This is a genomic window from Acidimicrobiales bacterium (assembly GCA_035512495.1).
GTDB lineage: Bacteria > Actinomycetota > Acidimicrobiia > Acidimicrobiales > CADCSY01 > DATKDW01.
This window is the reverse complement of the sequence record DATKDW010000026.1, coordinates 26,103-44,976: the sequence shown is the minus strand read 5'-3', so window position 1 is coordinate 44,976 and position 18,874 is coordinate 26,103. Positions and strand designations below refer to the sequence as shown.

Sequence of the window (18,874 nt, the reverse complement as noted above, 5' to 3'; positions counted from 1 at the left end):
GGATCAGCCCTCGAGGACGACCAAGGCCAGGGCAGGCGGCAGGAGGGGGCGCAACCAGGCGTTGACCTCGCGTTCGACGTCGGCCCGGTCGGCCCGCGCGGCCAGCTGCACGCTGGCCAGCGACACCCAGTCGATGTTGGCGGCCGCCCGCGCTGCCTCGGCCTCGGCCAGCTGGAGCGCGCCTCCGGTGGGGCTGACCGACGACGCCCACAGCAGCGCGGAGCGAGGGGGTCCGAGCTCGAGGTCGTCGGGCTCGGGCAGCTCGACGGCGGCCGGGGTCGCAACCTCCACCGCGGGTCTGCCGGTGTCGTCGAGGTTGCCGGCCGCCGCGGCGGCGGCGTAGGCGGCCACCAGCTCGGGCACGGCGGCCAGGGCGTCGCTGATGAACTTGTCGAGGACAGGCTTGGGGTCGATCGGGCGGCCGCCACGGGGGTGGATCTGGATGTGGAGGTGCGGCGGGGTGGTCCGGGCGTTGCCGGAGTTGCCGACGTAGCCCACCACCTGTCCGGTCACCACGCTGCTCTCGATCTCGATCCCGGGGCCGATGCCCGAGAGGTGGGTCAGGTACCAGTAGGTGCCGTCGGGCTGGTCGACGTACACCGAGAGCCCGCCGAGGCCGCCGTCGGTGATCCGGATGGTGCCGTCGACCGGCGCGCGCACCGGCGTGCCCATCGGGGCGAAGATGTCGGTGCCCTCGTGGAGGCGCCAGCCGGGGCCGAACCGGGGGAACCACCAGTCGTGGGAGTACGACGCCTGGCCGCCAACGGGGAAGCGACCGAAGCCGATCACCGCGGCGTCCTCGATGCTCACGCCGAACTGCTCGAGCTCTTGGAGGGCCTCGAGCAGGGCCGCGGTGTTGGTGGCCGGCGTGCGCACGACCGAGTCACGCAGGGCCTGCAGGTGGTCGGGGAACTCGCCTGCGCCCGCTGGCGGCGGCCCTCCATCGGGATCCTGGGTCTGGCTCGTGGACCCGTCCTCAGACGGGGAGGAGCCAGAGTCGTCGTCCGAAGCGGAGGGCGACGGCTCCTCCTCTTCCGGGGGGGGCGGGGACGTGGGGGTCAGGAGCCCGTCGTCGGAGGGCGGGGCCGTCGTCGTCGTGGTGCTCGTGGTGGTCGTCGACGTGGTGGTCGTGGTGGACGACGTCGTCGTGGTCTCCAGCGGCGGCAGCTCGACCTGGGCGGCGGCGCCCACGGCCGTCGCCACGACGAGCGCGACGACGCCTGAGGCGACCACGGCGAGTGAACGGCGGCGCACAGAGCTGCTGGGACGAGGGTTCGACGGGTTCATGTGCAATCAAGGCTTCGACGTTGGAGGGGCCCGGACCTTCCCCCGGATGCCACGGAGCGAACCCGCCGCCCTGCTCTGGGCGCGGGGCGCGGCCCGGTGACGGCTACTGCCAGGCCCCGCTGCGGAGCCGGGCCACGCGGTCGGCCGTGCTGGGGTGGCTGCGGAAGAGGGTGGCGAATTGCACCTTTCGCCCGGTGAGGGGGTTCACGATGTAGGCCTGGGCCTGGCTGGGCTGGACGTCCATGGGGATCTGACGGGCCCCCGCCTCGAGCTTCTCGAGGGCGCGGGCGAGCGCCTCGCCGTCGCCGATGAGCCGGGCCCCGGTGCGGTCGGCCTCGAACTCGCGGCTGCGGCTCAGGGCCATCTGGAGGATCCCGGCGGCGACGGGGGCGAGGAGGGCGGTGGCGAGGAGAGCGATCGGGTTGCTGTCGCGGTCGCGGCCACCGCTGCCGAAGATGGCCGCGAAGCGGGCCATGAACGCCAGGTAGGTGATGGCGGTGGCGATGGCGGCCGCCACCGACCCGATGAGGATGTCGCGGTTGCCGATGTGGCTGATCTCGTGGGCCAGCACGCCGCGGAGCTCGTCCCACGTGCAGATCTCCATGATCCCACGGGTGACCGCGACGGCCGCGTTTTCGGGGTTGCGGCCCGTGGCGAAGGCGTTCGGCTGCAGGTCGGGGGTCACGTACAGGCGGGGCATCGGCATGCCCGCCGCCTGGGTCAGCTCGCGCATGATGGCGTGGTACTCGGGGTACTCGGCCTCGCTGGCCGGCACCGCCTTGGCGGCCTTGATGGCCAGCTTGTCGGAGAACCAGTACGAGCCACCGACCATGGCGATGGCCACGACCAGCATGATGGTGGCCCCGGAGCCGCCGCCGAAGGCGCCGCCGATCACCACGAAGAGGCCGGCGAGCCCGGCCAGCAGCACGAACGTCTTGAACGTGTTGTTGTGCATCGTCCCTTTCGTCTCCTGCGCGCGAGGGGGGCGTGCGCAGGAGCCAGGATACCGGCCGGGGACGTGGCTCCCGGGGTCAGTCCTCCTGGGGGGCGGTGGTGGCCCGCTTGCGGATCTCCTCGACCACCGCCGGGTCGGCCAGCGTGGTGGTGTCGCCCAGGTCGCGGCCCTCGGCCACGTCCTTGAGGAGCCGGCGCATGATCTTGCCGCTGCGGGTCTTGGGCAGGTCGTCGGTGAAGATGATCGTCTTCGGGCGGGCGGTCGGGCCGATCTTGGTGGCGACGTGGGCCCGCAGCTCCTGGCCGAGCTCGTCGCTCGAGGTGACGTCGCCCTTCACGGTGACGAAGGCCACGATCGCCTGGCCAGTGGTCTCGTCCTTCGCCCCGACGACGGCCGACTCCGCCACCTGGTGGTGGTCGACGAGGGCCGACTCGACCTCGGTGGTCGACACCCGGTGGCCGGAGACGTTCATGACGTCGTCGACCCGGCCGAGCAGCCACAGGTAGCCGTCGTCGTCGGTCTTGGCACCGTCTCCGGCGAAGTAGCGGCCCCCGAAGCGGCTCCAGTAGGTCTCGCGGTAGCGCTCGAGATCGCCGTAGATGCCACGCAGCATCGAGGGCCACGGGCGGGTGAGGGTGAGGTAGCCGCCGCCCTTGTGCACGGGGTTACCGGCGTCGTCGACCACCTCGGCCTCGATGCCCGGCAGCGGGAAGGTGGCGGAGCCCGGCTTGGTGGTGGTGGTGCCCGGGAGGGGCGAGATCATGATGGCGCCGGTCTCGGTCTGCCACCAGGTGTCGACGATGGGGCACCGTCCGCCGCCGATGTGGGTGTGGTACCACATCCACGCCTCGGGGTTGATGGGCTCGCCGACGCTGCCCAGCAGGCGCAGGGACGACAGGTCGTGGCGCTCGGGCTCCTGGGTCCCCCACTTCATGAAGGTCCGGATGGCGGTGGGAGCGGTGTAGAGCGTGGTGACCCCGTACCGCTCGACGATGTCCCAGAAGCGGTCCTTGCCGGGGTGGTCGGGGGTGCCCTCGTACATCACCGAGGTCGCGCCGTTGGCCAGCGGTCCGTAGACGATGTAGCTGTGGCCGGTGACCCAGCCGATGTCGGCCGCGCACCAGTAGACATCGGTCTCGGGCTGGAGGTCGAAGACGTACTTGTGGGTGAAGGCCACCTGGGTGAGGTAGCCGCCCGTGGTGTGCATGATCCCCTTGGGCCGGGCCGTGGTGCCCGAGGTGTAGAGCAGGTAGAGGAGGTCCTCGGCATCCATGGGCTCGGGCGGGCAGGTGGCCTCGGCATCGGCCATCAGGTCCTGGTACCAGTGGTCGCGGCCGTCCTCCATGTGGACGTCCTGGCCGGTGCGGCGCACCACGACCACGTGCTCGATGGTGGGTGTGTCGGCGAGGGCCACGTCGACGTTGGGCTTGAGGGCGCTGACGCTGCCCCGCCGGTTGCCACCGTCGGCGGTGACGAGGACCTTCGCCTCGGCGTCGTTGATGCGATCGGACAGCGAGTCGGCCGAGAAACCGCCGAACACCACCGAGTGCGGGGCGCCGATGCGGGCGCAGGCGAGCATGGCCACCGCAAGCTCGGGGATCATCGGCATGTAGATGTTGACCCGGTCGCCCTTGGCGACCCCGAGGCCCTTGAGGACGTTGGCGAAGCGCTGCACCTCGTCGAGGAGGTCGGCGTAGGTGATGGTGCGGGTGTCGCCCGGCTCGCCCTCCCAGTGGAAGGCGACCTTGTCACCACGGCCCGCCTCCACGTGGCGGTCGAGGCAGTTCTCGCTCACGTTGAGCTGCCCGCCCACGAACCACTTGGCGAAGGGGAGGTCCCAGTCGAGGACCGTGTGCCACTCCTTGCGCCACGTGAGCAGCTCGGCGGCCTGACGGGCCCAGAACGACTGCCAGTCGTCGTCGGCCTCGTCGTAGAGGGTGGCGTCGGTGACGAGGGCTCGCTGCTGGAAGGCCGCCGGCGGCGGGAAGGTCCGGTCCTCGAGGCCGAACACCTCGATGGCGTCGCTGCTGCTCTGGTCGGTCATCGCCGTCCCCCTCGTGTGCACGGTTCGCTACGGGGGCGACGTTAGCGAGGCAGGAGTGAGGGGCGAGCGGGCGAACGGCCGCGCCCACCTTCTCGTGGCGCTTCCGTGCGCTCCCGCGACCTGGCGACACCGAAAGCGGCAGGAACCGCCACGAGAGCTGTCAGCCGACGGGTTCGGGCTCCCGGATGGACAGCCGGGCTTCGTCCTCGTCGTCGCGGCGACGCCTGCGCTTCAGCACGTACCAGAGCAGGCACCCCAGGATGAGGAGCAACAGGAGCAAGGCGATGCCGAAGAGGATGAGGCCCTTCATCGAGTCGGTGACCCGCTCGGCGCCAAACGACTCACCCAGCTCACCGTGCTCCCCCGGGAAGGTGATCGTGGCCCGGACCGTGCGCTCGAGCTCTCCCGACCGCAGTGTCAGGGTGGCGGTCCAGGGGCCGTCGGGGATCTCGCGGTCCAGCCGGACCAGCACATCGCCCGTCTGGCCGATGCCGAGCGTGGTGCCCAGCTCGGCGGGGAAGGGGCCGGCCGAGAGCCCGGCAGGCCCGTCGCTGAGCTCGAGCTCACCGCTCATGTCGAGGGCGCGTCCACCGGTGTTGTGCACCTTGGCCTTGACCACCGGCGCGCCGTCGGACTCCCGGGCGGTGGTGAGCGTGTCGACCTCGAAGTCGGAGGCGGGCTCGCCACCCTCGCCGACGGAGAGGTAGATGCGGACGCCGACGCGGTTGACGACGGTAACACCGCTCTCCGACGTCGCTGACGGGAGCTCGGCCCAGATCACACCGTAACGTTCGCCGGGAGACGCGTCACCCGGCACCGTGATCATGACCACTGCCTCCGTCTCGCTCCGGGGCGGCACATCCACCTCCTGCGGGCTGACGGTGGTCCACCGGCTGAGCTCGTTCTGGGAGCGCCCCTCCGCGAAGCGCATCTCACCACCCTCGAGATCGGCGGCGCCTACGTACAGGGCGATCCGCTGAGCACGGTCGGTCCGGTTTCCCAACCGGATCGTCCGCTCGATGGTGGCACCGGGCGAGAGGTGATCGATCACGTAGATGCGGGCCCGCGGGTCGTCGGCACGATCGCTGGGTATCTCCGCCAGACCGATCGAGACACCTTCCGAGGCGGGAGGGTCGCCGTCCTGTGCCCAGCCGGGCGCGCCGATCGCCGGGGCCAGGGCCCCGGCGATCAACAGGACGAGGAGCAGGGAGCGGCGCATCGACCCGGAGGGTACGCCCAGGTCACCGGCGCCGCTGTGCATCCTCAAGCGACGGAGTGGGTCACCGTGCCCGTGTACGTGCCCGACACCTGCGACGACAGCAGCGTGAAGGCCAGCGTGGGGTTCCACGTCGCCGTGTTGGTGCCTTCCCCTGCCCACGTCCCGGCCGTCGCCGGCGCACCGAGGGTGAGTCCCACGCCGGGGGTGAAGGTCCCGGTTCCGGTGGTGGTGGCAGCAGGTGCGGTGTAGGTGATGTTGGTGTTGGCGATCGTCTCCGATGCTGCCGGGGTCGCAGCCGTGCCGGTCGTGAAGTTCGTGGCGGAGACGGTGGCGGTCCAGGTCGCCACGAGGTTCCCCCGCTCGTCCGTCACCTGCACGTTGCCGAGGGTGCCGGAGAAGGTCAGCGAGCCGGACTCGACGTTTCCGAGGTGGACGGTGCTGGCCGGCTCGCTGATCGTGAGCAAGCCCCCGGTGATGCTGAGCGTCGCAGTCGTCTGCGCCTGGGCTCCCGGCGCGAATGCCAGCATCGAGGCTGCAGTGGCGAGGGCTGCTCCTGCGGCGAGGACCTTGTTGAACTTCATCGGGCTGCTCCATCGGTGTGGTGGTTGCGCACTTGTTGTGCCTTTGTTGTCTCGACGTTGAGGGGCGTTCCCTGAAGCCCCGGAGGTGACCATTTATGGAACCACCCGAACGGGTGGTGCGACAAAGTCCCTGGTCAGCGGCGTGAGATGAGCTGATCGACGGGGGCGAAGCCGTCGGTCAGGACCCTGGCGCCGCCCACCAGGACGTCGAGGTCGGCGCCGTCGGCCAGGAGGCCCTCGGCGACGTCGAGGTCCCCCTGGGCCAGCGTCAGAGGGGCGTGCGACGCCACCAGCACGTGGTTCTGGGGCGCCGACCCGTCCTGGCCCGGTGGCTCGATCACGGCCACGTGGTCGAACACGGCCTGCAGCGTGGCCACCTCGGCTCGGAGGAAGCGGCGGGGTCCACCGTCGATGACGTTGAGCACGTACACCCCATCGGGGCGGAGCACCCGGTCGAGGAGCCGCACCACCTCGACGGTCGTGAGGTGCCAGGGCACGGAGACGCCACCGAAGGCGTCGCCGACCACCACGTCGAACCGGTCGGCGGGCAGGTCGTCGAGGGCGGTGCGGGCATCGCCGGTGACCACCCGGAGGTCCGGCCCGGTGACGAGGCCGAGCTCGTCTCGCACGATGTCGACGAGGTCGGCGTCGAGCTCGAGCACGGTGCTGGCGCTGCCCGGCCGGGTGGCGGCCAGCCAGCGGGGCATGGTGAAGCCACCGCCGCCCACGTGCAGCACCTCGATCGGGCCGGCGGTCGTGGCGTCGATCACGTCGGCGAAGAGCCGGATGTAGCGGAACTCGAGGTGCGTCGGGTCGTCGAGGTCGACGTAGCTGTGACGGAGGTCGTCGAGCACCAGCACCCGGCCCGAGGGCCGGCCGGGGTCGAGCTCGACCCGGGCGCAGAAGTACGCCGTCTCGTGGTGACACGGGCCGGCGGCGCTGGTGGACACCCCTGCGACCAGCACGGCGACGACGGCCGCGCCGGCCATCACCACCCGCCGTGCCGGGGCCATGACCAACCAGAGGACGAAGCCGGCAACCAGGAGGCCCAGGCCCAGTGCGACCACGATCGCGCGCGAGGGCAGGGCGCCCACCAGCACGAAGCCCGTCAGGAAGGTGCCCACGAGCGCGCCCGCCGTGCCCGCCGCCGACAGCCCACCCACCACCGAGCCGGTCTCCACCAGGCTCTCCAGCCGCAGCTTCGCCGCCATGGGGCTCACCCCCGACAGCACCGCGGCAGGGGCGAAGAAGGCCAGCACGGTGAGCAGCACGATCGCCCCGGGCCCGCCCCCGGCGACGGTCGGCCCGACGGCGGTCACGACCGGCAGGGACGTGAGCGCCAGCAGCCCACCGAGGACGAGGGTCGGCCCGAGCAGGCGTCGGGCGTCGTACCGGTCGGCGAGGCGGCCCCCCACGGCGCTCCCGAGGGCGATGCCGGCCAGCACCGTGCCGATGATCCCGGTGTAGGTCTCGAGCGAGACGCCGAGATGGGGCGCCACCAGCCGGCCGGCGATGATCTCCAGCACCAGCACCGCGGCAGAGGTGCAGAAGACGAGCAGCCCGGCGGTCCAGCTCCTCACTGGCCCACCTGCCACTCGAGGACGCGGAAGGCGCCCAGCCCCGCCGGGTCGGTGAGGGCTTCGGCCTCCCCCACCGCGCTCCGGGCCCGGAGGGCGGCGAGGTCGCCGATGGCCGCCCGCTCGTGCCACGTGGCCCGGGCCGCGGCGACCAGGTCGTCGATGCCGTGGGCGCGGAGCCAGTCGGCCTGGCTGGCCTCGGATCGGGGGCGGTGGGCCCGGACCAGCTGATCGACGGCCACCTCACAGGTGATGTCCTGGCTCCCGGGCCGGGCCAGTGGCGGGCCGCCGCGGGCGTGAGCCCGGTAGGTGCGCAGCCACTCGTCGCACGGGCGGGTGGCCATCGACGCCGTGGTGTCGGCGTAGTCGAGGGCGATCAGCCGACCTCGGTCGAGCGAGCTCAGCACCTGTCGCAGCCAGGCGGTCGCCGCCCGCTGGAGCGGGATCCGCGCGCCCGGTGGAGCGGCGGGTGCCAGCTCGCCGGCCAGGGCGCCCGACTGAGATGAGGCCCCGACCAGGACCTCGACCAGCTCGCCCCGGTGGTCGGCACCCACCCGCACCTCGGCCCACCCGTCCTCGGTCCGCTCGAGGAGGGCGACCGGGAGGTTGTCGAGCAGCTCGTTGGCGAGCACCACCCCGGTGAGCGACACCGCCGGCAGGTCGTCGAGCACGGCGACGAGCGGGCCAGCACCCGGCTCGACCGGTCCGTCGGCTTCGTCGTCCGACGGCCCGACGGCCAACACGTTGGCCGGCGGCTCCAGCGGCACCAGCTCGGCGACAGCGTCGCGCAGCACCGGGGACCGCTCGACGCAGAGGTAGCGCAGCGCCGGCGCGCAGTTGGGCCGGGCATCGAGCACCGACCTGGCCAGGGCCCCCCGTCCGGCACCCACCTCCACCACCACGAACGGATCGGGACGGCTCAGGCGCTCCCACTCGGCGTCGAACGCCCGGGCCACCACCGCGCCGAAGAGGGGGCCGACCTCGGGGCTGGTGATGAAGTCGGCCCGCCGGCCCGCCCCCCCGCCGGTGGCGAAGAAGCCCGAGACGCCGTAGAGGGCGACGTCCATGTAGCGGTCGAAGGTGATCGGCCCCTCCCGCTCGACGAGGGCGAGGACCTCCTCGAGCGCGCTCACACGCTCAGGGCAGGGCGGCGAAGAGGGCGAGATCGCCGAAGCGGGCGATCACGCCGGGGACGATGCCGATGATCACCGTGGCGACCACGCACAGCCCGAGGGCTGCGGTGAGCGACGGCGTGACCTTGACGGGCATGGTGTCGCCGTCGGGCACCGGGGCCATCCACATCTGGCGGGCCACGTTGGCGTAGTAGAAGAGCGCGATCACGGAGTTGACGCCCACGATCACGCCGAGCACCACCGCGGCGGGCGTCAAGGCGTCGAAGAGCACCCGGAAGACCACGAACTTGGCGTACCAGCCGGCGAGCGGAGGGATGCCGGCGAGGGCGAACAGGAAGATCGTCATCACCACGGTGAGGCCGGGGGCGTAGGTGAACAGCCCACCGAACGACTCGATCTCGCCCGAGCGCGTCTTGCGGGCCACGGTCATCACCACGGCGAAGGCACCGAGGTTCATCGCCGTGTAGATCAGCAGGTAGGTGACCACGGCGCTGATGGCGCCGGCTGGGCCGGCGTCGAGCTCGCCGGCGACGGCGAAGGGTACGAGCATGAACCCGGCCTGGGCCACCGACGAGTAGGCGAGCAGGCGGATGATGTTTGTCTGGCGCAGGGCGATGAGGTTGCCGACCGTCATGGTCAGCACCGCCAGGACCCAGAACATCGGCTGCCAGACGTCGTCACGACCGAGGAAGCCGATGAAGACCAGCTGCATGAGGGCGACGAAGCCCGCCGCCTTGGAGGCCACGGACAGGAAGGCGGTGATCGGGGTCGGCGCGCCCTCGTAGGTGTCGGGCGCCCAGGTGTGGAACGGGACGGCCGAGATCTTGAATGCGAAGCCGACGATCACGAAGACGATGCCGAGGGTGACGATCGGGGCCGAGCCCTCACCGGCGGCGAGGGCGTCGCCGATCTCGGTGAGGATGGTGGTGCCGGTCATGCCGAACACCAGCGACATGCCGTAAAGCATCACCGCCGTGGCGAACACGCCGAGGAGGTAGTACTTCAGCGAGGCCTCGTTGCCCCGGAGGTCCCGCTTCCGCCAGCCGGCGAGCAGGTAGGCGGGGATCGAGAGGAGCTCGAGGGCGATGAAGATGCTGATGAGGTCGCGCGACGAGGCCATGACCATCATGCCCAGCACCGAGCACAGCACCATGAAGTAGAACTCGCCCACGTAGTAGTCGCCGTCGGCGATGTAGTCGGTGGCGATGAGCGTGGTGATCAGCGCGGCGACGAGGAACAGCGCCTTGAGGACGAGCGCGAAGTTGTCGACCATGTAGGCGCCGTTGAACATGCCGCGGTCGGCGCCGTCGACGGCGAGGGTGAGCACGGGGACCATGGCGGCGATCAGGCCGATGCCGGCGACGGTGGAGGTCGCCCAGCGGACCCGCTCCTCGAACAGCAGGTCGATCAGCAGCAGCACCACGATGACCCCGAGCAGCACCAGCTCGGGGGCGAAGGCGTGGTAGTCGATGACCGGCGTCTCGAACGCCGATCGCACGGTCTCCATCGGTCAGCCCCCCAGCGCGGCCAGGGCCGTGCCCACCGCGGCGTCGGTGATCCCGAACAGCAGGGTCGGGTAGACGCCCAGCACCACGATCAGGATGAGGATCGGCGTCCAGGCCACGTACTCGTTCCAGTGGAGATCGTGGATGTCGACCTTCTCGAACTCCTCCTTGGGGGTGCCGAACGCCGCTCGCTGCAGCATCCAGAGGAGGTAGCCGGCGGCGAGCACGGTGCCGACGGCGGCCACGACCATGTAGCCGCGGAACAGCTCGACCGACAGGCCTTCGGCGGGGCTGTAGGCGGCGAGGATGACGGGGAACTCGCCCCAGAACCCGGCGAGCCCGGGGAGCCCGAGCGACGCCATGGCGCAGAAACCGAGGATCCAGCCCAGGCGGGGCGCCTGGAGGAGCAGGCCGCCGAGTCGGGACAGCTCCAGGGTGTGGAAGCGGTCCTTCACCGAGCCGGCGACGAAGAAGAGCATGCCGGTGATGAGGCCGTGGGCGACCATGCCGAACACCGCCGCGTTGAGGCCGAAGTCGGTGAGGGTGGCGATGCCCAGCATCACGTAACCCATGTGGGCCACCGAGGAGAAGGCGATCAGGCGCTTCATGTCGGTCTGGGCGAGGCAGCCGAGGGCGCCGTAGATGATGCCAATGACGGCTAGGCCGCCGATCCAGGGCGCCCACTCGATGGCGGCCTCGGGCAGGATCGGGATGGCGACCCGGACGAAGCCGTAGGTGCCGAGCTTCAGCAGGATGGCGGCCAGGATCACCGAGCCCTGGGTCGGTGCCTGGGTGTGGGCGTCGGGGAGCCACGTGTGGAACGGGAACATGGGCACCTTGATGGCGAAGCCCATGAACAGGCCACCGAAGATCAGCAGCTGGGTGTTGCGGTCGATGTTGTCCGATGCCACAGCGACGAGCTCGGGGATGGAGAACGTCTCACCGCCCTGGAAGAACAGGGCCAAGAAGCCCAGCAGCATGAGCGCCGAGCCGAAGAGCGTGAAGAGGAAGAACTTGATGGCCGCGTACTGGCGGTCCTCGCCACCCCACACGCCGATCATGAAGTACATCGGCAGCAGCACGACCTCGAAGAAGACGAAGAACAAGATGAGGTCCTGGGCCACGAAGGTGCCGTTCATCCCGACTTCGAGGATGAGGATCAGGATGAGGAACGCCTTGGGGTTGTGCGGTGTCGGGAAGTGGTTCCAGCTGTAGAGCACGACCAGCAGGGTGATGAACATCGACAGCACCAGCAACGGGAGGGAGATCCCGTCGATGCCGATCAGGTACCGGCTGTTGATGACCTCGATCCAGGGCTTGTCGAGGCCGAACTGCAGCTCACCGGCACGCCCGTAGTCGAAGCGGGCGAGGATGTAGATGCCGATGCCGAAGGTGGCGGCGGTGGTGAGGAGGGCGAGGACCTTGTGGGTCACCTCCTCGGCCCGCGGCACGAGCATCATGGCGATGGCCCCTGCCAGCGGCAGGAACACCGCCAGCGAGAGGGCGTAGTCGTCGAAGGTCTCCATTGGCGTCGATCGCTCCTGGCTGTTCTTGCTCGGGCTGCGCTACTGGACGAAGAGGACGAGGACGAAGGCAAAGGCGGCGGCGCCTGCGAAGAGGAGCGCCGCGTAGCTCTGCACCTTGCCGTTCTGGATGGCCCGGAGGCCACCGCCGGCACGGCCGGCACCGATGCCGGCGCCGTTGACGGCGCCGTCGACCACCCCCTGGTCGATCCGCTTGTAGATCCAGCGGCCGGAGGTGACGGAGCCGTTGGCGACGCCGTTGACGATCCCGTCGAGCACCCGCTGGTTGAACCAGTTGGCGGCCCGGGCGATCGAGCCCTTGACGGAGCCGACGACGACGCCGGTGTAGAGGTGGTCGAGGTAGTACTTGTTCTCGAGGAAGCGGTAGCCGACGGCAGCCGCCCGGTTGCGTGCGGTGACGCCCTGCGGGAGACGGCCCCCGAAGTAGAGGACGGCGGCGACGGCGATGCCGACCACGGCGACGACGATCGAGTTGAAGGCGATCGGCACCGAGAACTCGGGGTGGTTGACCCCGGCGAGGACGAACACCTCGTTGCGGGTGGCGTAGAAGAACGCCTGGATGCCGAGCGGCGGGGCGTTGAGGAGCCCGGCACCGACCGAGAGCACCGCCAGGACGATCAGCGGGACGGTGATGACCTTCGGGGACTCGTGGGGGTGGCCGTGGCCCCGGAACTCACCGAAGAACGTGAGGTAGACCGCACGAGTCATGTAGGCCGCCGTCATGAACGCACCGACGAGGCCGACGATCATGAAGACGCCGTAGCCGTTGTCCGAGGCGCCGAGCAGGATCTCATCCTTCGACCAGAACCCTGCCAGCGGCGGGAGGCCGGCGAGGGCGAGCGAGCCGATCATGAAGGTGACGTAGGTGGTCGGCATGTGCTTGCGGAGACCACCCATCTCCCGCATGTCGAAGCTGTGCACGGCATGGCTGACCGACCCGGCGCCGAGGAAGAGGAGGCCCTTGAAGAAGGCGTGGGTGAAGAGGTGGAAGATGGCTGCGGTCCAGGCGCCGACGCCGAGGGCCAGCACCATGAAGCCCAGCTGGCTGACGGTGGAGTAGGCGAGCACCTTCTTGATGTCGGTCTGCACGAACGCCAAGGCGGCGGCGATGAGGATGGTGATGCCACCGATCACCGCGATTGGGTTGACCCCGCCGCCGCCGATGTCGAACGCCTGCCAGAAGACGCCGTAGAGGCGGGCCACGAGGTACACCCCGGCCACGACCATGGTGGCGGCGTGGATCAGCGCCGACACCGGCGTGGGTCCGGCCATGGCGTCGGGGAGCCAGGTGTGCAGCGGGAACTGGGCAGACTTGCCGATGGCGGCGACGAACAGGGCGACCGCCGCCACGAGCAGCGCCGTCTCGGCGATCTCACCGCCGAGGGCGGCGGCGTTGATGCTGGCGATGTCGAACGTCAGGCCGGCGGCGAAGAACAGGATCGAGATGCCGACCAGCAGCCCGATGTCGCCGGTGCGCGTGGTCAGGAACGCCTTGAGGGCAGCGTTGGAGTTGTCCTTCTCCTCCCACCAGTGCCCGATCAGCATGAAGCTGCACAGGCCCATCAGCTCCCAACCGAACAGCAGCTGCAGCATGCTGCTGGAGACGACCAGCAGGAGCATCCCGGTGGTGAACAGGGAGAGACCGGCGAAGTAGAAGGTGAAGCGGGGGTCGCCGTGCATGTAGTTCGTGGAGAACACGTGCACCAGCAGCGAGATCAGGGTCACCACGAAGAGCATGGTCACGGCGAGGCCATCGATGGCGGTACCGACCTTCACCTCGACGTCGCCGATCTCGAACCAGGTGACGTTGCGCTCCACCGCGCCGCGAATGGTGGTGGGCCCGCCGTGGTCGTCGTCCTCGGCGGCCGTCACCTCGGTCCCGTCGAGGCCGGCGAGGACGACCGGCGCCGCGAGGGCGTGGTCGTCGCCGGCTTGGGACTCGTCGGTGGCGTGGACCCCGGCGGGCTCGACGACGTGGTCCTCGGGCTGGTCGAGCCACTGGAAGACACCGACGCAGGAGAGCGCGAACGCGACGGCGAGCACGCCGACGCCGATCTCCGACCCGTGCTTCGGCAGGCGCTTGCCGAAGAACAGGATCAGCCAGAACGACATGAAGGTCAGGGCTGGGATGATCCAGGCGTTCTCGAGCACGGTCAGCCCTTCATCAGGTCGACGTCATCGATGTCGACGCTGCGGCGGTTGCGGTAGATGAGCAGGATGATCGCCAGGCCGACGCCGACCTCAGCGGCGGCCACGGCCACCACGAAGAGGGCGAAGACCTGCCCCACGAGCATGGCGTCGCCGCCGGCCATGGAGCCGAAGGCGATGAGGTTGATGTTCACGGCGTTGAGGATCAGCTCGATCGACATGAGCACGAGCACGCCGTTGCGACGGGCGAGCACGCCGTACACGCCGATGCAGAACAAGATGGCGCCGAGGAGGAGGAACTGGTTGAGAAGCATGAGATCCTCCGATCAGTCCCGACGAGCCAGGACGATGGCGCCGACGAGGGCAGCCAGGAGCAGGACGCCGACGGCCTGGAAGGGCACGAGGAAGTTGGCGAAGAGCATGTCGCCAACGGCGTCGGTGCCCCGCTCGGCGGTGAGCTGCGCCCGGCTCTCGCCGGCGAGGTCGGGCAGGCGGTCGTCGCCGAAGGCATCGATCAGGGCGAAGCTCAGCACACCGAGGAGGAACAGGGCGGTGATCGCGGCGATGCCCCGCTGGTCGTTGTCGAGGCCGCCCTCGTCACCGAGGGGAGCGCGCGTCAACATCACACCGAAGAGGAAGAGCACGACGATGGCGCCGATGTAGACCAGCACCTGCACGGCGGCGATGAACTCGGCCACCAGCAGGATGTACAGCGCACCGACGCTGGCCAGCACCATCACCAGGTACAGCGCGGCGTGCACCACGTTCTTGGTGGTGACCACCCGGAGGGCGGCGAGGACCGCGGCGGCGGCCAGGATGCCGAAGGCGACGTTCTGGGCGATCATCGGGGGATCTTCTTGACCTTCTGCTCCGAGCCCTGCTCGTAGGGCTCGTTGTCGGGCACGGTCTCCATCCACTCGCCGAGGCGGGTCTTGTCGTGGAGGAGGTCGGCGATGCGCATCTCGGAGTACTCGAATTCGGGGCTCCAGAAGAGGGCGTCGAATGGGCAGACCTCGACGCAGATCCCGCAGTACATGCACAGCCCGTAGTCGATGTCGAAGCGGTCGAGGTGCTGCACCGTGCGGGTCTTGCCACCCTCACGCCGCGGCGGCGCCTTGGTCTTGTGGCCCTCGATGTAGATGCACCAGTCGGGACAGCTGCGCGAGCACAGCATGCAGACGGTGCAGTTCTCCTCCTTCAGGGCGATCACGCCACGCGCCCGAGGCGCCGGGGCCTCGCGCTCGTGGGGGTACTGCGTGGTGACCGCGGGCTTCAGCATCGTCTTGAAGGTGACGCCGAGGCCCTTCACCAGGCCGGGGAGCTGGGGCATCTAGAAGACCACCTTGAAGACAGCCGTGACGAAGATGTTGAGCAGCGACAGCTCGATCAGGTACTTCCAGGCGAACGACTGCAGCTGGTCCTCGCGGAGGCGAGGGTAGGTGAAGCGCACCCAGAAGATGATGAACGCCACCAGCATGATCTTGGCGAAGAGCACCAGGGGGCCGAGCACGTTGGAGAACAGCCCACCGGTGACGTCCATCCCCGGCAGGTACCAACCGCCGAGGAAGAGGGTGGCTCCGATGGCGGCGAAGGCGAAGGCGGTGCCGAACTCGCCGATGAAGAACAGCAGGAACCGGAAGCCCGTGTACTCGACCTGGTAGCCGCCGACGATCTCGGACTCGGCGACCGGCATGTCGAAGGGCGGCTGGGTCAGCTCGGCCTGGGCAGCGACGAGGAAGAGGGCGAAGCCGACGAACTGGGTGAGGATGAACGGGTTGCCGATACCGCCCCAACCGAAGATCTCGCCCTCGGCCTGGGCCATGACGATGCCCTGCAGGCTGAGCGTCTCGGCCTGGATGACGACGCCGACGACCGCAAATATCAGCGGGAGCTCGTAGGCGATGAGCTGGCCGGCGGCACGGAGGCCACCCATCAGCGAGTACTTGTTGGCCGAGGCCCAGCCGGCCATGAGGACGCCGAGCACCGACAGCGACGAGATGCCGAGGGCGAAGAAGATGCCGATGTCGAGGTCTTCGACGACCAGCGTGGGCCCGACGGGGACGACGACGTAGAGCAGGAACGTCGACATGAGCACCACGAGGGGCGCCATGGCGAAGACCCAGCGGTCGGCCCGAGCCGGGAAGATGTCCTCCTTCTGGATGAACTTCACGCCGTCGGCGACGAGCTGCAGCACGCCGTGGGGACCGGCCTCCATCGGACCGACGCGGCTCTGCATGTGGCTCATCATCTTCAGCAGGAAGACGTAGCCGAGGATGAGGGCGCCCGCCGGGATGATGGCGAGGACGACCCCCACCTTGATGGCGGTCTGGACCCAGTAGTCGGAGAGGCTGATCGCCAGGACGGGGTCGATCACCGGTCGATGTCCCCCAGGATGAAGTAGAGGCTGGCGAGGATGGTGATGATGTCGGGCACGTAGACGCCCTTCATCACCCACGGGACGACCGAGATGTTGTTGAACGAGGGCGTGCGGATCTTGACCCGGAACGGGCCGAGGTCGCCCTTGCTCACGACGTAGTAGCCCATCTCACCGAGCGGGTTCTCGGTGGAGACCCAGGCCTCGCCCTCGGGCACCTTGATGATGCGGGGCACCTTGGCCATGATCGGGCCGGCGGGCAGCTTGTCGAGCAGCTGGTCGACGATGTGGGTGGCCTCGCGCGTCTCCTGGAGGCGGACCCAGTAGCGGGCGAAGCTGTCGCCGTCGGGGTGGGTCCAGACCTTCCAGTCGACCTCGTTCCAGGCCATGGCCGACGGCACGTCGCGGCGGATGTCGTAGTCGATGCCCGAGGCGCGGGCGTTGGCCCCCGACAGGCCATGGGAGAGGGCGATCTCGGGCGGGATGACGCCGATGCCCCGGGTCCGGGTCTCGAAGATCTCGTTGCCCATGAGGAGGGTCTCGATCTCGTCGCAGAACCCCCGGACCTTCTCCATCACGGCGCGGCACTCGTCGATCCAGCCGGCCGGGAGGTCGTCCTTGAGGCCGCCGATGCGGTCGAAGTTGGGGTGGAACCGGCCGCCGGTCACCGACTCCATGATGTTGAGCACGTGCTCGCGGTCGCGGAAGGCGAAGAACACCGCGGTGATGGCGCCGAGCTGCACGCCCATGTCGCCGAGGAACAGCATGATGTTCGACATCCGCGCCAGCTCGAAGAAGATCGTCCGGATGTACTGGGCCCGCTCGGGGGCCTCGATGCCCATCAGCGCCTCGGCGGCGAGGATGAACGGCACCTCGTTGGCGAAGTGGCCGAGCCAGTCGATGCGGTTGATGAGGGTCGTGACCTGGGGGTAGGTGCGGACCTCGACGAGCTTCTCGTAGCCCCGGTGCATGTAGCCGAGCACGGGCTCGGCCGAGATGACCTGCTCGCCGTCGAGCTTGGCCACGATGCGCAGGGTCCCGTGGGTCGCCGGGTGCTGAGGGCCGATGTTGAGGGTCATGCCCTCGGTCTCGATCTCGACGTTGACCCGCGCCTCGGCCGCCTGACCGGCGATGTAGGCGCGCTGCTGTCGCTCGCTGACGGCGGTCATCGCGTGGCTCCTGTTCGGGACGTCATACGTCGGCTCCGGCCTCGTCGTTGGCTCCGGCCTCGTCCTCGGCCGGCTCCTCGCCGGGCATGGGCTCCACGTCGACCAGGCCCGGCCACGGCTTCACCTCACGGGCGAGGAGCGGGAAGTCCTTGCGGAGGGGGTAACCCTCGAACTCACCCGGCAGGTAGATGTGCACGAGGTGGGGGTGGTCGACGAAGTCGATGCCGAACATCTCCCAGGTCTCGCGCTCGTGCCAGTCGGCGCCGGCGAAGAGGTCCGACCACGTGGCCACCGCCAACGCATCGTCGGGGATGTCGGCCTTGAGGTGCAGGCCGATGCCGGTGGCGTGGTTCTCGAGGCGGGCGATGAGCTGGAAGCGCGTCTCGCCACCCGTGGTGCCGTGGGCGAGGTCGGCCGGGGCGGTGGTGGTTGCGGGCGCGCCCTCGTCGCGGCCGAGGCCGCCGTCCTCGCTCTTGCCGTAGGGCGAGGGCATCCAGTCGATGGCCGACAGGTGGCCGAAGTAGGTGAGGCCGAGGACGTCGCGGCAGACCTCGCCGGCGCGGTGCCACGCCTCGGGGCGCACCCGCACCCAGGCGTCGACGCCGGGGACCACGTGGGAGGCGACGAGGTCGTCGCCGAGGTGCTCGCCGAGGGTTGCGATCATGGGGTCCCGAGCCGGGTCGGGCTCCGGCTCGGCGGCGGCCTCGGGCTCGGCGGCCCCGTCCTCGGGCTCGGCGGCGCCGTCCTCGGGCTCGGCGCCGTCCTCGGGCTCGACCGCGGGGTCGGGACGCTGCTCGTCGCCCTCCGGGGGCGTGTCAGGCGACGACAATGGGATCGCCCTTCCAGCGCTCGGCCATGTCCTCGTGCTGGATCCGCTGCTGGAGCAGCACGATCCCCTCGAGGAGGGCCTCGGGCCGCGGTGGGCAGCCCGGGACGTAGACGTCGACGGGGATGATCTGGTCGACGCCCTTGGTGACGGAGTAGGAGTCCCAGTACGGGCCGCCGCCGTTGGCGCAGCTGCCCATCGAGATCACGTACTTGGGCTCGGGCATCTGCTCGTAGAGGCGCCGGACGGCCGGGGCCATCTTGTCGGTGACGGTGCCCGAGATGACGACGAGGTCGGCCTGGCGAGGGCTGGCGGGAAAGGGGATGACGCCGAGGCGCATCACGTCGTAGCGGGGGGACCCGAAGGCGGCACCCATCTCGATGGCGCAGCAGGCGAGGCCCCACTGGTACACCCACAGCGAGTACTTCCGGCTCATGTTGAGCAGGTGGGTGAGCGGCTTGGGGAGCTTGCCGCGCTCGACGATGCCCATCAGGCCCGGCCTCCGGTCGCGT

The 18,874-nt window shown here is 69.8% G+C and carries 18 protein-coding genes; 1 reads left to right on the top strand and 17 read right to left on the bottom strand.

Going from position 1 to position 18,874, the window contains the following annotated elements; all coding sequences use genetic code 11:
• Window positions 1–3 precede the first annotated feature (3 nt).
• Window positions 4–876, bottom strand: coding sequence for a M23 family metallopeptidase (locus VMN58_03360; GenBank protein ID HUF32234.1), 873 nt, complete (start codon window positions 874–876; stop codon window positions 4–6).
• A 175-nt stretch (window positions 877–1,051) separates the two neighbouring features.
• Between VMN58_03360 and VMN58_03355 the strand changes: the two genes are divergently transcribed.
• The gene (locus tag VMN58_03355) at window positions 1,052–1,387 is read left to right on the top strand and encodes a hypothetical protein (GenBank protein ID HUF32233.1); all 336 of its coding nucleotides are present in this window, start codon (window positions 1,052–1,054) and stop codon (window positions 1,385–1,387) included.
• Between the two features lie 3 nt (window positions 1,388–1,390).
• Here VMN58_03355 and VMN58_03350 read toward each other — a convergent pair whose 3' ends face one another.
• The 16 genes from VMN58_03350 to VMN58_03275 all read right to left on the bottom strand — a co-directional run bounded on the left by VMN58_03350 (window position 1,391) and on the right by VMN58_03275 (window position 18,852).
• Window positions 1,391–2,242: a M48 family metalloprotease gene (locus VMN58_03350; GenBank protein HUF32232.1), complete on the bottom strand. Its 852-nt coding sequence runs from the start codon at window positions 2,240–2,242 to the stop codon at window positions 1,391–1,393.
• A 76-nt stretch (window positions 2,243–2,318) separates the two neighbouring features.
• On the bottom strand, window positions 2,319–4,286 hold the full coding sequence (gene acs, locus VMN58_03345) for an acetate--CoA ligase (GenBank protein HUF32231.1): 1,968 nt from the start codon (window positions 4,284–4,286) through the stop codon (window positions 2,319–2,321).
• Between the two features lie 160 nt (window positions 4,287–4,446).
• Window positions 4,447–5,505: a hypothetical protein gene (locus tag VMN58_03340; GenBank protein HUF32230.1), complete on the bottom strand. Its 1,059-nt coding sequence runs from the start codon at window positions 5,503–5,505 to the stop codon at window positions 4,447–4,449.
• Window positions 5,506–5,549: 44 nt separating this feature from the next.
• Window positions 5,550–6,086 (bottom strand): hypothetical protein, encoded by a 537-nt coding sequence (locus VMN58_03335; protein ID HUF32229.1) that lies wholly within the window; start codon window positions 6,084–6,086, stop codon window positions 5,550–5,552.
• Between the two features lie 134 nt (window positions 6,087–6,220).
• Window positions 6,221–7,666, bottom strand: coding sequence for a fused MFS/spermidine synthase (locus tag VMN58_03330; protein ID HUF32228.1), 1,446 nt, complete (start codon window positions 7,664–7,666; stop codon window positions 6,221–6,223).
• Window positions 7,663–8,796, bottom strand: a complete 1,134-nt coding sequence (locus tag VMN58_03325; protein ID HUF32227.1) for an SAM-dependent methyltransferase — start codon at window positions 8,794–8,796, stop codon at window positions 7,663–7,665. Before VMN58_03325 ends, VMN58_03330 begins: the two co-directional genes overlap by 4 nt.
• Window positions 8,797–8,800: 4 nt before the next feature.
• The gene (locus VMN58_03320) at window positions 8,801–10,303 is read right to left on the bottom strand and encodes an NADH-quinone oxidoreductase subunit N (GenBank protein HUF32226.1); all 1,503 of its coding nucleotides are present in this window, start codon (window positions 10,301–10,303) and stop codon (window positions 8,801–8,803) included.
• Between the two features lie 3 nt (window positions 10,304–10,306).
• Entirely contained in the window at window positions 10,307–11,827 is a 1,521-nt protein-coding gene (locus VMN58_03315) for an NADH-quinone oxidoreductase subunit M (protein HUF32225.1), read from the bottom strand.
• A 39-nt stretch (window positions 11,828–11,866) separates the two neighbouring features.
• A complete protein-coding gene (gene nuoL, locus VMN58_03310) occupies window positions 11,867–13,996 on the bottom strand; it encodes an NADH-quinone oxidoreductase subunit L (GenBank protein HUF32224.1) in 2,130 nt (709 codons plus the stop codon).
• Between the two features lie 2 nt (window positions 13,997–13,998).
• Window positions 13,999–14,307, bottom strand: coding sequence for an NADH-quinone oxidoreductase subunit NuoK (nuoK, locus tag VMN58_03305; protein HUF32223.1), 309 nt, complete (start codon window positions 14,305–14,307; stop codon window positions 13,999–14,001).
• Window positions 14,308–14,319: 12 nt separating this feature from the next.
• Entirely contained in the window at window positions 14,320–14,838 is a 519-nt protein-coding gene (locus tag VMN58_03300) for an NADH-quinone oxidoreductase subunit J (protein ID HUF32222.1), read from the bottom strand.
• Window positions 14,835–15,323: an NADH-quinone oxidoreductase subunit I gene (locus VMN58_03295; protein ID HUF32221.1), complete on the bottom strand. Its 489-nt coding sequence runs from the start codon at window positions 15,321–15,323 to the stop codon at window positions 14,835–14,837. The genes VMN58_03300 and VMN58_03295 overlap by 4 nt, the downstream gene beginning before the upstream one ends.
• Window positions 15,324–16,367, bottom strand: a complete 1,044-nt coding sequence (locus tag VMN58_03290; protein ID HUF32220.1) for a complex I subunit 1 family protein — start codon at window positions 16,365–16,367, stop codon at window positions 15,324–15,326.
• Complete coding sequence (locus tag VMN58_03285) at window positions 16,364–17,536, bottom strand: NADH-quinone oxidoreductase subunit D 1 (GenBank protein ID HUF32219.1); 1,173 nt, start codon at window positions 17,534–17,536, stop codon at window positions 16,364–16,366. Before VMN58_03285 ends, VMN58_03290 begins: the two co-directional genes overlap by 4 nt.
• Before the next feature lie 22 nt (window positions 17,537–17,558).
• Entirely contained in the window at window positions 17,559–18,365 is an 807-nt protein-coding gene (locus VMN58_03280) for an NADH-quinone oxidoreductase subunit C (GenBank protein HUF32218.1), read from the bottom strand.
• Window positions 18,352–18,852, bottom strand: coding sequence for an NADH-quinone oxidoreductase subunit B family protein (locus VMN58_03275; GenBank protein HUF32217.1), 501 nt, complete (start codon window positions 18,850–18,852; stop codon window positions 18,352–18,354). The genes VMN58_03280 and VMN58_03275 overlap by 14 nt, the downstream gene beginning before the upstream one ends.
• Window positions 18,853–18,874 lie beyond the last annotated feature (22 nt).